The sequence below is a fragment of the Kitasatospora sp. NPDC058115 genome, assembly GCF_042884635.1.
Lineage (GTDB): Bacteria > Actinomycetota > Actinomycetes > Streptomycetales > Streptomycetaceae > Kitasatospora.
Genome location: NZ_JBHVTL010000010.1, coordinates 198,242 through 212,471 on the forward strand (window position 1 = coordinate 198,242; position 14,230 = coordinate 212,471).

Below are 14,230 nucleotides of genomic sequence, written 5' to 3' on the forward strand. Positions count from 1 at the left end.
CGCATCCGCGGCCGTCACCACATAGCTACCGGTGCACGTCGTGCTCGCTCCGGCCGCCAGCGAAGTCGCCGAACACGTGATCGGCGAGACCCGGTCGTCGGTCACCGTCAGGTTGTGAACGGCGGCCGTGCCCGTGTTCGTCACCGTGTACGTGTAGGTGATGGTGTCACCCACGTTCACCGGACCGGCCGTGTCCGCCGTCTTCGCCAGCGACAGCCCGGCGACGGAAGTGACCGGCACCGTCTCCTGCGCCGGCGGACTCACCACCGGCAGGCCCTGCGGGTCGAGGCCACTCACCGTCGCCACATTGATGACCTGGCCGACCACCGCGTCCGCGGTCGTCACCACGTAGCTGCCGGTACATGTCGTGCTCTCCCCGGCGGCCAGCGTGGTCGCCGTGCAGATCACGGGTGACACGCGGTCGTCGGTCACCGTCAGGTCGTGCACCGCCGCCGTACCGGTATTGGTCACCGTGTACGTGTAGGTGATGAGGTCACCGACGTTCACCGGACCTCCCGTGTCCGCCAGCTTGGTCAGCGACAGGCTCGCGACGCCCGCGACCACGACGACGGCCTGCGCCGGCGGACTCTCGACGGGCAGACCCTGCGGGTTGACGCCGTTCGCCGTCGCCACGTTCGTGACCTGGCCGACCACCGCGTCCGCGGCGGTCACCACGTAGCTGCCGGTGCACGTCGTGCTCTCCGCGGGAAGGAGGGTCGCCGTCACGCAGGTCACCGGCGTGACGTGGTCGTCGACGACGGTCAGGCCGGTCAGCGTGGTCGTCCCGGTGTTCGTCACCGTGTAGGTGTAGGTGACCGTGTCGCCCTCGTGCACCGGGCCGGGGGTGCTCGGCTGCTTGGTCAGGGCCAGGCTCGATGTGGACACCACCGGGACGGTGGCCTGCGCCGGGGGCGAGGTGACGGGGGATCCGTCGGCCACACCCTGGGCGAGCGCGTTGTTGACGACCTGGCCCGCGTCGGCGTCCGTCTGGGTGATGGCGTAGCTGCCGTGGCAGACGGTGCTGTCGCCGGGGCTGCCGGACGGGGCCAGCGTGGTGGCGTCGCAGGTGATGCCGGTGACCTTGTCGTCCGTCACGGTCAGGCCGTCCACCTGGACACCGCCGGTGTTCTTGACCACGTAGCTGTACGGCACGACGTCCCCGACCGCGAACGGCCCGGGGGCGTCGACGTGCTTGCTCAGGTCGATGCCCGGCGGTGCCACGACGGGCACGTTCTCCGAGGACGGCGGGGACGAGATCGGGGCGCCGTCGGCGGTGCCGGTGGCCACGGCCGTGTTGGGCACCTGGCCGGCCTGGGCGTCCGCGGCGGACACCAGGTAGGAGGCCGTACAGGTGACCGTCGCACCGGGGTCCAGGGTGACCACGGGGCAGCTGACCGGCCCGACCTTGGGGTCGTTGACGCCCAGGTTGTCGATCGCCACGTTCCCCGAGTTGGTGACCACGAAGTCGTACTCCAGCGCCGTGCCGACCGTGATCAGCCCGGGCAGCGGCCGGCGGACCTGCTTGACCAGGTTCAGCGCGGGCAGCGGCTGCTCGGTGGTGACGGTGACGTTGCGGATCAGGTGCACGTCGGTGAAGGCGCCCGTGGATCCGGCGAAGCCGAACTTGTAGGTGGAGGGGACCGGCTGGGGCGCCGGGGTGGACAGCACCTGGTGCGAGCCGGTGCCGTTGTTGAAGTCGACGCTGATCGTCAGCACCGGGTTCGGCGCGGGCGTCAGGTGGATGTTCACCCGGCGGCGGGAGGGCTCCAGCAGGGTCTCCGCCTGCGCCGGGGTCACCAGCGGCGGCATCACCGTCAGCGGGCCCTGGATGGTGCCCGGAAGGGTGGAGGGCCACGGGCCGGTGGTGGTGAAGTTGCTGGTGGTCGCGGTCAGGAAGCAGTAGCCGGTGGTGCCGTCACCGGGGCCGCGGACGGTGACCATGTTGGCGCCGGGGGCCGGGACGCGGAAGCCGGTGCCGGCCGGGGAGCGCGTCGCGCAGCCGTTGCCGCGGTGCTCCCAGTCGCCGAAGTAGTTGCCGAGCACGTCCAGGCCGACACCCAGGTAGCCGCGGTCGACACCGGGCAGGAAGGTGAGGCTCGGGTTGTCGTCGGGCAGCTTCTGCGCGTAGCCGAGGCTGCCGCCGAAGGCGCCGGCGTGGTCGAGCGAGGTGTCGCCGTTGACCAGGAAGAAGGAGATGCCGTCGGCCGGGGTGGCGGGCGTGGTGCTGCCGTACTGCCACTGGTCGAAGGTGACGTCCAGGCCGTTGCCGGCGGGCAGCGCCTGGTCGAAGAGAACGGCGCCCGCCTCGTCGAAGCCGGAGTCGGTGATCTGGAGGTATCCGTGCGGCGCGCCGTTGCGCGGCGGCACCGGCCCGACCTCGATCGCCGGACAGCCCGTGAGCGGGTGGCTGCCGGGGCCGGGGACGCCGGTGGGCGCACCGGTGAGGCAGGCGGTGCCCACGGCGGTGAAGCGGGGGTCCGCCGTGGCTCCGGTGAAGGTCTCGTTGAGCAGTGGCGTGCCGGTCGCCAGAACGCGGCCGCCCGTGCTCGCCCGCACGTGGTCGGGAATCGGTTCGGCCCGTGCCTGTAACCCGGTGAGCCCGGTGAGCCCGGTGGCCCCGGTGCCGAGGAGTCCCAGCAACGTCGCTGTCGTCACGAGGCGGGCCGTGCGCTTGAGGAGCCGCGACGGACCGCGAAGGTCTCTTGTCATGGAAACACTATGTGCACATAATATTACTATCTGTCATCCTGGCGAGCCGTCACCTGATCCATCAGGGGACCGGTGCGATCGAACGGACCCACCGGACGCTGACGGCCCGCCAGGCCTCAGGGCCGGTGGGCCGTCACGGTGCCGGCCCGGTCCGGCGCGTGTCCGGGGGCCGGCAGCTGAGCGCCGGGCGTGCGGCCGGGGGTGAGGTAGCGCGCGCGGACGGCGGCGACGATCTCAGCGCTGGCCGTGCCGTCGCCGTACGGCGAGGGCACGCGGGCGAGGCGCCCGGTGAGCGCGGTATCGTCGAGCATCTCGCGCAGCGCGCACGCGAGTTGATGGCCCGGCTGGGCCAGGCGGGCGAAGCCGGCCCGGACGGCCTCGGGGCGCTCGGTGGAGTTGCGGACCACGATCAGGGGGCGCTTGAGGACGGTGCACTCCTCCTGCACGCCACCGGAGTCGGAAACCAGCAGGCGGCAGTGGCGGGCCAGGGCCAGGAAGGTGGCGTGGTCGAGCGGGGGGATCTGCCGCAGCCGGGTGATCGAGCGCCGCAGGCCGTAGCGGTCGACGGCGGCCCGGGTGCGCGGGTGCAGCGGCATCAGGACCGGCAGGTCGACGGCGGCGAGCTGGTCGAGGAGCTGGGCCAGGCGCGCGGGGTCGTCGGTGTTCTCCGGGCGGTGGACGGTGGCGAGGACGTAGGCGTCCCGGGCCACCTCGTACCGGGCGAGGACCCGGTGGGCCTCGGCCTCCGCGGGGAGCGTCTCCAGCGTCGCCTCGACGACGGTGTTGCCGGTGACCAGCACGCGTCCGGCGTCGATGCCCTCGCGCAGCAGGTGGGCGGCGGCCGTGGGGGTCGGGGCGCAGTGCAGGTCGGCGACGGGCGCGATGAGGCGCCGGTTGGTCTCCTCGGGCATGTCGTCGTCGAAGGAGCGCAGACCCGCTTCGACGTGGACCACGGGAATTCCCGCGCAGTGTGCGCCCAGGGCTCCGGCGGCGGCGGTGTTGGTGTCCCCCTGGACGACGGCGGCGGCCGGGGGACGCTTGGTGAAGTGGTCGCTGAGGGCGGCGATCATGCGGCCGATCTGCTGACCCCGGGCCTCGCCGCCGACGCCCTTGAGGAGGTGGTGGGGGCGGGGCAGGCCGTACTGCTCGAAGAAGCAGGTGGTGAGGCCGGCGTCCCAGTGCTGGCCGGTCCACACGATCCTGGCCTGCGGCCCGAGGAGGCGGGCGACACCGGCGAGTTTGACGATTTCCGGCCGGGTTCCGAAGACCAGGGCGACATCAACGGAAGACATTGTTCTCCGATTGTCATATGTGTCGAGGGATTGCTGCAGTATCGGCACGGCGTGGCCGCGGAATGCGGGGATTCCGGCCGGAATTCGGCAACGCCCCCCGTTCGGACCAGGGCCCGCCCCGGACCGGCGGCCCCGCGGCGGCGGGTCACCGGGGCGGGTTCCGGGGGATGCGGCGTGCGGGTGGATTCGCCGCCGGGCGGCGCGTGGCGTCACCCTTCCGGGGGCAGCGGGCCAGCACCATCGGGAGTCCTGGCCGACACCGCCGAGCGGTGTCGGCCGCCTGGTGGAAATGGAGGAAACCTCGTGTACGGACACATTCACGGCGGGATCCCGCCGGCGGTCGGAGCCGGCGGTGCGCTGGCCGCCACCGGCTCTCCCGGCCTCGGGATCGCCGCGGCGGTCGCGGTGGTGATGGTGGTCACCGGCGTCGCCCTGATCCGCCGCGGCCAGTTGGCCGCGGACGTCCGGTCGCAGGACCGTCAGGGGCGCGACCGAGGGTGAACCGATCCATGAGCCGGGGCCGCCGCAGGGGAACGCTCCCGCGCGGCGGCCCCGCTTCCTGCCCTTCGTCCCGGGAGTGCCCCTGTGTTCACTGACACCTCTTCGCTGTCCGGGCCGTCGTCGTGGCGGGCCCGCCGGCACCCGACCGCGGCGGCCCGCACCACGGTGCTCGGCCGGGTCTTCGGGCCCGTGCTGCTCGGCACCTGCGGCATGCTCGTCGCCGGCGAGCACTACTACCGCCACCGGGAGATCACCTCGGCGGCGTGGCTGGTCGAGCACCTGCTGGGCCTGCGCACGATGCTCCTGGCCGGGCCGAGCGCCCCGGTCCTCTACGCGGGCACGGACGCCGGCTTCCACCGCGGGATCGCGCTGACCGCCGGGTGCAGCAGCGCCCTGCTGATCGCCCCGTTCGCGCTGCTGACCGGCCTGCTGCTGCTCTTCAGCACCCGCCGGCCCGCGCGAATGCTGCTGGCGTTCGCCGTGGCCGCCGCCATGCTGGTGGCCACCAACCTCGGCCGTCTCACGCTCATCGTCGCGATGCAGCACCACCTCGGCGAGGAGGGCTTCGGCTGGGCGCACGTCCTGCTCGGATCGGTCCTGATGATGGCCGCCGCCCTCGCCGCGTTCCTGCTCTACCTGCGCATCGTCGCCCGCAGGCCCGCCCATGACGGCGAGGAGCCCGAGCAGTGACCCTCCTCGACACCTCGATCTCGCTCTCCTTCGTCCTGGGCGTCAGCTTCCTGGCCTACGTCGCCGTCATCGTGCGCAACTACCTGCGCTCCCGTTCGCGGCCGCCGGGCGACCCGGAGGCCTTCGACTGGCACTTCTTCATTCCCTGCCGGGACGAGGAGGCCGTCATCGGCACCACCCTCGACTACCTCGGCGAGTACTTCCCCGAGGCCACCGTGTGGGTGGTCGACGACCACTCCACCGACGGCACCGCCGATCTGGTCCGGGCCAGGGAACGGGCCGGCCGGCCCGTCCACCTCGTCTCCCGGCGCCTGCCCGAGGCCCGGACCGGCAAGGGCGACGCCCTCAACGCCGCGTACCGGGCGCTGAACGCCGGCCTGTGGCTCGACACCGATCCCGACCGGGTGATCGTCTGCGTGCTGGACGCCGACGGCCGCCCCTCCCCGAACACGTTCGCGGTGTGCGCCGGCGACGCCTACTTCGGCGACCCGCGGATCGGCGGCGTCCAGGTCGAGGTCCGGATGTCCAACCGGGACGTCGCCAGACCGCTGCCCGGGCGCGGGCGGCTCAGGAACCGCTGCGCCCGGCTGCTGGCCCGCCTCCAGGACCTGGAGTTCCGCGGACCGATCTCGGCCATGCAGATCACCCGGCGGCACACCGGCACCGTCAACGTCGGCGGCAACGGCCAGCTGACCCGGTTGTCGGCCCTGGACTCGGTCGGCCTCGACGACCAACGGCCGTGGGGGAAGGCCCTGCTGGAGGACTTCGAACTCGGCCTGCGGCTGATGCTGGCCGGCTGGCGCAACGGCTACACCACCGACGCCTGGGTCGACCAGGAGGCCCTGTGGAGCGTGCGGCAACTGCTCACCCAGCGGGTGCGCTGGGCCCAGGGCTCCATGCAGTGCGCCCGCTACATGCGCCCGATCTGGGGCTCGCGCGAGTTCACCACCCTCGGCTTCCTGGAGGTCCTGTACTTCATGGCGCAGCCCTGGCTCCAGCTGGTCGGCCTGGTCGCCTACCTGGTGCCGGTCCTGGCCTTCTCCTACAACGCCGTCACCTACCCCCGCTTCACCCTCGACTTCCTCCAGCACGGCGGCGCCCCGCTGCTGCTGATCTACCTGCTGATCGGGGTGGGCGAGTTCGCCATCTGGGGGCCGCTGTACCGGCGGCGCTGCGAACCGGGCCTCAGTCTCCGCGCCGCCCTCGGCTACGGCCTGGCCCTGGCCCTCTACGCGGCCGCCACCTACGTCGTCGCGGTCCGCGCGTTCTGGCGCATCCTGTGCCGCCGGGACTCCTGGCACAAGACCGCCCGTACCGCCCAGCCCGCGCCCTTCGACCCGATGGACCCGATCGATCCCATCGACCGCTTCGACCAGTCGGCCACCGTCGGCGGGTTCTCCTCCTGACAGCCCCGCGCGAGCACCCCGGCGATGGGCCGCACGAGGGGTATTCCGCAACACCTCCCCGCGGCGCGTAGGAAAATCACACAACCAGGTCATCGCATGCGCACGCTGGTAGTGCCTTCTGCCAGCCCCCCTTCACCGCATGAAAGGCCCCCCCGTGAGAACACGCATGCGCGCCCGCGTCCTGGCCGGCACCGCACTCGCCGCAGGCCTCCTGACCTCGGTGGCCGGCCCGGCCTACGCCGCGCTCACCTCCCCCGAGGCCAACGCCTACGTCGTCTCCGCCGACGCCTTCGGCAGTCTGGCCGCCGTCCCCCCGACCCCCACCTCCACCTATCCGCCCGGCGGCACCTCCACCCTGATCGGCCTGACCGCCGGGCCCTTCGCCACCGACTCCACGCTGACGGCCACCACCGCGGGCGACCCGACCACGGGCACCTCCTCCGCCAGCGCCACCGTCGACAGCCTCGGCATCGACTTCGGCGCGCTCGGCAGCGCGACCCTGACCGGCGTCAACTCCACCTGCAACGCCACTCCCAGCGGCGCCACCGGGAACGGCACGATCGCCGCCGGCACCGTCACCCTGCCGTTCCCGCTCCCCCCGGTCACCCTGCAGGCCAACGCCCCCCAGAACACCACCGTCAGCATCCCCGGCATCGGCCAGGTGGTCCTCAACGAGCAGAGCACCGACGCCGACGGCGTGCTGACCGTCAACGCCGTCCACTTCACCCTCCTCCCGGCCCTCAACGGCGCCAACCTGATCATCGGTCACGCCGAGTGCGGAGGCGCGTCGCCCGCCGCCCCCGTTCCCATGATCAACGCGCAGGTCGCCTCCGCCACCGGGGCCACCGCCCTGGCCGCCGGCCTCGGCTTCGTCTACCTGCGCCGTCGCTCCGGCGGCAACGCGGCCACCCCGGCAGCCGGCTGACCGGCCCCCGGTCCCCCGGTCCCGCAGCGGGCCCGTGGGCGCCCGACCCGTTCGCGGGTCGGGGCGCCCCCGGGCCCGACCCGTTCCGCCGGCCGCCGCCGCGGGTCGCGGGCGCGGGTCGCGGGTCAGACCTGGTGCCCCGGGCCGTCGCGGCGGGCCGGACCGGGAAGCAGTTCGGCGGTGCGGTCGGCGACCTCCCGGTGCAGCGCGTCACGCACGGCCCGGACGGCGGGGCGGCTCACCGCCTCCCGGCGCACGGCGAGCGTGATCGGCAGCCGGATGTCGACCTCGTCGGCCAGCAGCCGCCGCAGCCCGGCCCGGTCGGCGAGGAAGGCGGGCAGCACCCCGACCCCGGCCCCCAGCCGGGTCGCCTCCACCTGGGCGAACACATTGGTGGAGGAGAACGCGGGCGTGGTGCCCGGCAGATGGCGCTCGATGTCGAGGTCGCCCACCTGGAGCATCGACTCGATGTAGAAGACCAGCGGGTGCTCCCGCAGCTCGGCGACCGTGCCGGGCGCACCGCACCGCGCGAGGTACTCCTCCCCGGCGTACAGCCCCAGGGCGTAGTCGGTGAGGTGTTCGGTGACCAGCCGGCTCCGCGGCGGTCTGCCGATCGTCACGGCGAGGTCGAAGCCGGCCGGGCGCAGCGGCAACTGCCGCGTCGCGGTGATGAGTTCCGTCTGCAGCCGGGGGTGGGCCCGGCGCACCTGGGCCAGCGCCGGGGTGGCGAAGACGGTGCCGAAGCCGTCCGGCGCGCTGACCCGGACGGTGCCGTGCAGTGACGGCGCGTCCCGGCCGGACACCGCGTCGACGGCGCGGACGAGGGCGTCCTCGATCGCGCGGGCGCTCTCGCAGACGGCCTTCCCGGCGTCCGTCAGCGCCCAGCCCTCCGTGCCGCGCTCCATCAGCCGCACACCGAGGCCCTTCTCCAGCGCGGCGATGCGGCGCGAGACGGTGGTGTGGTCCACGCCGAGCGCGTCGGCGGCGGTCACCAGCCGGCCGGTCCGGGCGACCGCGAGCAGGTAGCGGAGGTCGTCCGCGCGGAGCCGGTCGCCGACCGGGCGGGAACGGGAGGGCACCGGCTCAGCGTATCTGCAGGTACGCACAGGCCGTCTGCACGATTGGCGATTGAACGCACACCCGCGCGGGCGGCACAGTCGAACCTTCCCGGCCGGGGCGACCCGGTCACCGCTCTCCCACCACCGAGGGGTGCTCCATGGTTGCCGGCCTCTCCCTGCCGCGGATCATGCGCGTCGGCCGCGGCGCCGCCGCCGAACTGGGCGACGTCCTGCGGGAACTGGGGCTGAGCCGCCCCCTGCTCGTGACGGACGCCTTCCTGGTCGGCAGCGGCGCGGCGCAGCGCCTGACGGCGACGCTGCTCGGCGCCGGGCTGCACCCGCGGCTGTTCGCCGACACCGTGCCCGACCCGACCACCGACTCGCTCGCCCCGGGCCTGAAGGTGCTGTACGAGCACGAGGCGGACTCGGTGATCGGGTTCGGCGGCGGCAGCCCGATGGACACCGCCAAGGCCCTCGCCCTGCTGGGCGTGCAGGGCGGGCAGATGCGCGACTACAAGGCGCCGCGGGTCAACCACGGGCCGGCGCTGCCGGTGATCGCCGTGCCCACCACCGCGGGCAGCGGCTCGGAGGCGACCCGGTTCACCGTCATCACCGACAGCGCCACGGACGAGAAGATGCTCTGCCCCGGCCCGGCGTTCCTGCCGCTCGCCGCCGTGATCGACGTGGAACTGACCATGTCGATGCCGCCCCGGCTGACCGCCGACACCGGCATCGACGCCCTCACCCACGCCGTCGAGGCCTATGTGAGCCGCAGGGCCAACCCCTTCTCCGACGGCCTCGCCCTCACCGCGATCACCACCATCGGCCGCCATCTGCGCCGCGCCTACGCGGACGGCTCGGACATCGGGGCCCGCGAGGCGATGATGCTGGCCGCGACCCAGGCCGGCATCGCCTTCTCCAACTCCAGCGTCGCCCTGGTGCACGGCATGAGCCGCCCGATCGGCGCCCACTTCCACGTCGCCCACGGCCTGTCGAACGCGATGCTGTTCCCCGCCGTGACGGCCTTCTCCGTGCACGCCGCGCCCGCCCGGTACGCCGACTGCGCCCGCGCGCTGGGCGTCGCGACCGACGCCGACCCCGACGCCGCGGCCGCCGACGGGCTCGTCGGCGCCCTGCGCGCCCTCTGCCGCGACCTCGACGTCCCCACCCCCCGCACCTACGGCATCCCCCAGGACGCCTGGACCCGCCTCATCCCCCTGATGGCCGACCAGGCCCTCGCCTCCGGCTCCCCCGCCAACAACCCCGCCGTCCCCACCGCCGCCCAGATCCGGGACCTCTACACCCGGATCTACGCCTGACCCCGCCCGGCCGCCCTCCCTCACGCACCCGGGTCGGCGGCCCCGCCGTCGGGCGTCCCGCCGGTGGCCGCGTCGCCGGTGGCCGCCTCGCCGGTGGCCGCCGCGTCGAGCGTCTCCGCCACGACGATCCCGATGACGCGCTGCCGCTCCTCCGGCGTGAGCGAGGCCAGCGCCGCCTCCGTCCCCTCCAGTTGGATCCGGACGATCCGGGTGACCACCTCCGGGCTCGGCTCGGGGGTCTGCTTGCGGAGGTCCTTGACGACCGCCCAGGCCAGGGTGGCCGCGGCGACGACGAGCGAGCCGAGGGCGACCGGATCGAGGTAGCGGCCGGGACGGGCGGCCGTCCCGCGGGCGTGCAGGGCGGCCTCCACGTCGGCGGTGAGCGAGGGCGTGCGGGCGGTGGTGAGGCGCTGGGCGGCGGCGCGGGCGCCCGCCTCGATCGGGTCGGTCATGGGTGGTCTCCTCGTGTTTCGGTGATCCGGCTCCGGTGATCACGCTCAGTGGTCCGGTGGTGGCGGGCTGGGTTCAGTTCCGCACGAAGTCGCGCACGGCACTCGGCAGCCGCTGCCCGGTGACCGACCGCCAGGCCGTTTCCAGGGCCTGTATGCCGTGGTCGCGCGTCAGTGCCCTCAGGGTGTGGGCGGTCGGCCGGGTCAGGGGGTGCGGGAACTCCTCGAAGCAGGTCACTCCGCGCACCAGCCACTCCATCGCCTCCCCGGTCTTCCCCTGGAGCTCGGCGAGTTGGCCGTACATGGTGCAGGTGCGCGCCGTCCCGGGAAGGTCGCCGATCCGCTCGCAGACGGCCAGCGCACGGCGGTACCACCCCTCGGCCTCGGTCAGCCGGCCTCCGGTGTGGGCCGTCAGCCCGAGCTGGTGGTAGGTCACCGTCAGCCCCGCGAGGTCGCCGATCTCCTCCCGGACCTCCCTGGACCGCGTGTACTGCTCCACGGCCTCCTCCAGGTCCCCCCGTTGGGTGGCGACGATGCCGAGCTGGTGGCGGCTGTCCGCCGTTCCGTGCGGATCGCCGATCGCCGTCCGGATCTCCAGCGCCTTGCGGTGCCAGGCCTCGGCCTCGTCCAGCCGGTCCCGCATCACGGCGAGCACGCCGAGCTGGTGGTGGACGCGGGCCGTGTCGGGCAACTGGCCCAGCCGCTCGGCGAGCACCAGGGCCTGCCGGCACCAGTCCTCGGCCTCCTCCAGCCGCCCGACGTCGGTCTCCATCGTGGCGTTCTGGTGGCAGATGGTCAGCAGCATCGGAATGTCGCCGAGTTCCTCGCCGCGGACGGCCGCCCGCCGGTACCACCTGTCGGCGTCCTGGAAGCGCCCCTGCTCCTGGGCCACGATGCCGAGGTTCACGCAGCAGCGGGCCTCCGAGGAACGGTCGCCCAGCCCCTCGCACCCCGCCAGGGCCTTGAGGAACCACGCCTCGGCCTCCGCCGTCCGGCCGCGCTGGAGGGCGATCACGCCGAGCTGGGAGAGGCCCGCCGCCACCTTGCCGGTGTCCCCCGTGCCTTCGAGGGCTTCGAGGTAGCGGCGGTACCACCGTTCGGCCTCCGTCCACTGCGCCCGGTCCACCGCGATGCGGCCCAGGCTCTGGTAGCAGTGGGCGAGGTCGCGGAGCCGGGCCGGGCCGGGCGGCAGCGCCTCGGCGGCGCGGTGGAGCGCCCGGACGATCCGCTCCGCGTCGCCCGTCCGCCCTCTGCGCAGCAGCCGGAAGGACTCCGAGGACACCAGGTAACCCCAGAGCCGGCCGGCCGGGGAGTCCAGCCGGGGCGGGGTTCCGTCGGCCCGTTCCAGGACCAGCCGGGCCCGGTCGACCCACCCGCTCGCCTCCGCGTAGAGGCCGCGCGCGTCCCAGTAGTCGTCCAACGGCTGCACGATCGCCAGCGCCTGGCCCCACAGGCCGCGTCGCAGCGCCTCGCCGAACAGGGTGCCCACGGTCCGGCGCTGGGCGTGCACGACGGCCATCGCGTACCCCGCCTCCTCGCCCGTCGACTTCGCCCGGGCGTACGAGCAGTAGGTCGCCTGGGTGTTGATCAGCGTGCGCAGCGCGGTCTCGTGCTGGGCGGCGTAGTCCGGCTCCTCCTTTCGCCACTGGGCGGTCAGGTGGGCCGGCAGGGCCGGGTGGATCTGGTACACGGCCTCGCTCGACTCGGTGAGCAGCCCGATGCCCGCCGCCCGCCGCAACAGCCGCCGCCAGTCCTCCAGGGAGCGGCCCCGGAAGCGGCCGGGAAGAGCGAGGTCCGCCGAGAAGATGTTGAGCACGTAGAGGTCGACGGCCCCGTGGAACAGGGTGATCGCCGACAGGGCGCGGCGGTCGGCGTCCGGCAGGTGGGCGAGCGAGTAGGCGATGCTCGCGGCGAGCGACGACCCCCGGGCCTCGTCCGCGTCGCCGAGCACCCGGGCCTCGCCCTCGACGAGCGCGGCCAGCACCGGCCCCGGGTCCCGCCGGTCGAGGTGCGGAAGGACGAGCCGCATGCTCAGCGGGTGGCCGTCCAGCCAGTCCATCAGCTCACCGAACGCCGGCTTGTCGCGCCGTCGCCTCGCCCCGGGGAGCGCGGCGAGGAGCTGGTCGGCGTACTCGGCGGACTCCTCGGCGTCCAGCCCCGTGACGGCGATCCGCAGCGGCTGCGGGCCCAGCCAGTCCTCCGGCGTGCGGCTGGTCAGGACCACCGCGCTGCGCCCGCCGCGTGCCACCCGTTCGAGGAACGCCCGCAACTCCGCGCGCTCCGCCTCCGCCAGGGGCGGGGTGGTGTCGCCGGGGTGCGGCATCGAGTGGACCGACTCGACGTTGTCCCAGATCAGCAGCGTTCGCCGAGTGGCCAGTTCCCGTTCGACCGCCGTCTGCCGCTCCTCGGGGCCGAGTTGGTCGAACCGTCCGGGGCCCAGCAGCTGCCGGCCGACCCGGTCGACGACGCTCGCCAACCGGAAGGACGCCACCCCGGGTTCGAAGGAGTGCCAGACCACCGCCTCCGCGCCGTCCGTACCGCCGGTGTCGCCGTACCAGCGGCCGAAGGCCTTCGCCAGCTCGGTCTTGCCCGCCCCACCGGGGCCGTGCAGCACCACCACCCCGCACGTCCTGGCGCCGACGTCCAGCCGCAGCAGCAGGCCGTCCCGGCCGACGAACTCCCCGACGGACGCCAGGTCGGGCCGCTCCGGCCACCGGGCCGGCTCCGTCCGCCCGGCGCCCAGGCCGGGCAGGGCCACCTCGCTCCTGGTGTACAGCACCGGCACGATCCAGTCGGCCAGCGGCAGCGGGCCCCTCGGCGAGGGCCGGCGGTTGTGGACGGCCAGCCGGCGACGTCCGGCGGCCACCGCCTCCGCCACCCGGTCACCGGCGAAGAGCCGCTCGTAGAAGGCGGTCATGAACTCCGCGGCGGCCGCCGCGTAGACGCTGTACGCCATCGCGATCACGGCCCCGGCGCCCTCCTGCAGCAGCCGGGTGGCCACCGCCGCCTCGACCTGCGAGGCCATCGCGGCCGACTGGCAGGCGTTCAGGACCACCAGGGGCACCTCGGCGTCGGCCAGCACCCGGGCGACCCGCTCGGCCGACACGAGGTCCGGGCCGCCACCCGCCGCCTCGAACACCAGCATGCCCCGGGGGCCCGTTCCGTCGGGGTGCTCCTCGCCGAACACCCCGTGGCCGTCGAAGTGCACGATCTGGAACGGCCGGCCCTCCGCACGCGCCCCGGCCAGCACCTCGCCGAGCCGCTCCAGCGTCGGCGGGCGCAGCACGACGAGGTCGACCTGTCCGCGCACCGCCTCCAGCCGCCGCAGCAGCGGGCGGGCGATCGTCCGGAAGCCGACGTCCTCGGTGCCGTCCGGCCGGGCGATCACCATCAGCACCCGCAGCCGCGAGCCGCCGGCGGTGAAGACCCTCCCCAGGGCAGCGCTCGGCAGGCTGCGGCTGAGGGCCACGCCGTCCAGGGCCAGCGGTGAGGGGCGGCCCGGGTCGGCCATCAGCTCCCAGGGCAGGCCGAGGAGTTCCGCGGAGTCCGAGCGGAGGACGATCTCCAGCCGGTTGCCCCGGGCCCGGGCCCTCAGATACGCGTCCCGGGCCGGCCCCGCCCCGAACAGCGCCTCGAACACCGCCGCCCCCCAGGCCGGCAGCCGCCGCTCCACCTCCGGACCCCGGTCGCGGTAGACCCCGAAGGGCGCCCTCAGGTAGTCCTCCAGGTACCAGCGCAGCTCGTCCAGGACCTCGTGGTCCAGCGGCCAGCTCAGCGGCGCCCCGGTCGACGGCGGGGCCGGGAACGCCTCCCCCGTGGGCCACTCGGTCACCGCCGCCCGGCCGTCCGCCCGCAGGTCCACCATCAGCCGCTCGGCCACA

Annotated in this window: 10 protein-coding genes; 5 read left to right on the forward strand and 5 right to left on the reverse strand. The window is 74.1% G+C overall.

The features are described from left to right. Positions 1 to 2,709: hypothetical protein (locus tag ACFVVL_RS13550; protein ID WP_387674397.1), on the reverse strand; the 2,709-nt coding region annotated here is incomplete at its 3' end. Between the two features lie 116 nt (positions 2,710 to 2,825). Then, a complete protein-coding gene (gene wecB, locus ACFVVL_RS13555) occupies positions 2,826 to 4,001 on the reverse strand; it encodes a non-hydrolyzing UDP-N-acetylglucosamine 2-epimerase (protein ID WP_387674400.1) in 1,176 nt (391 codons plus the stop codon). A 303-nt stretch (positions 4,002 to 4,304) separates the two neighbouring features. Here wecB and ACFVVL_RS13560 point away from each other — a divergent pair, with 303 nt between their 5' ends. The 4 genes from ACFVVL_RS13560 (at position 4,305) to ACFVVL_RS13575 (ending at position 7,523) form a co-directional block, all read left to right on the forward strand. Next, complete coding sequence (locus tag ACFVVL_RS13560; RefSeq protein WP_380422748.1) at positions 4,305 to 4,502, forward strand: hypothetical protein; 198 nt, start codon at positions 4,305 to 4,307, stop codon at positions 4,500 to 4,502. An 84-nt stretch (positions 4,503 to 4,586) separates the two neighbouring features. Continuing rightward, on the forward strand, positions 4,587 to 5,192 hold the full coding sequence (locus tag ACFVVL_RS13565; RefSeq protein ID WP_380287138.1) for an archaeosortase/exosortase family protein: 606 nt from the start codon (positions 4,587 to 4,589) through the stop codon (positions 5,190 to 5,192). Further along, positions 5,189 to 6,598, forward strand: a complete 1,410-nt coding sequence (locus ACFVVL_RS13570; RefSeq protein ID WP_387674404.1) for a glycosyltransferase family 2 protein — start codon at positions 5,189 to 5,191, stop codon at positions 6,596 to 6,598. Before ACFVVL_RS13565 ends, ACFVVL_RS13570 begins: the two co-directional genes overlap by 4 nt. Positions 6,599 to 6,764: 166 nt before the next feature. Then, the gene (locus ACFVVL_RS13575) at positions 6,765 to 7,523 is read left to right on the forward strand and encodes a choice-of-anchor P family protein (RefSeq protein ID WP_380287140.1); all 759 of its coding nucleotides are present in this window, start codon (positions 6,765 to 6,767) and stop codon (positions 7,521 to 7,523) included. A gap of 125 nt (positions 7,524 to 7,648) precedes the next feature. On the opposite strand, the gene ACFVVL_RS13580 is transcribed toward ACFVVL_RS13575, so the two are convergent. Then, positions 7,649 to 8,602 (reverse strand): LysR family transcriptional regulator, encoded by a 954-nt coding sequence (locus ACFVVL_RS13580; RefSeq protein WP_387674407.1) that lies wholly within the window; start codon positions 8,600 to 8,602, stop codon positions 7,649 to 7,651. A gap of 137 nt (positions 8,603 to 8,739) precedes the next feature. Here ACFVVL_RS13580 and ACFVVL_RS13585 point away from each other — a divergent pair, with 137 nt between their 5' ends. Beyond that, the gene (locus tag ACFVVL_RS13585; RefSeq protein WP_387674410.1) at positions 8,740 to 9,900 is read left to right on the forward strand and encodes an iron-containing alcohol dehydrogenase; all 1,161 of its coding nucleotides are present in this window, start codon (positions 8,740 to 8,742) and stop codon (positions 9,898 to 9,900) included. A gap of 20 nt (positions 9,901 to 9,920) precedes the next feature. Here the strand turns inward: ACFVVL_RS13585 and ACFVVL_RS13590 are convergent, their stop codons facing one another. Both ACFVVL_RS13590 and ACFVVL_RS13595 read right to left on the reverse strand, forming a co-directional pair. After that, positions 9,921 to 10,352: a hypothetical protein gene (locus ACFVVL_RS13590; RefSeq protein ID WP_387674413.1), complete on the reverse strand. Its 432-nt coding sequence runs from the start codon at positions 10,350 to 10,352 to the stop codon at positions 9,921 to 9,923. 73 nt (positions 10,353 to 10,425) lie between these two features. Then, the gene (locus tag ACFVVL_RS13595; RefSeq protein ID WP_387674416.1) at positions 10,426 to 14,229 is read right to left on the reverse strand and encodes a tetratricopeptide repeat protein; all 3,804 of its coding nucleotides are present in this window, start codon (positions 14,227 to 14,229) and stop codon (positions 10,426 to 10,428) included. Position 14,230: the final 1 nt, after the last annotated feature.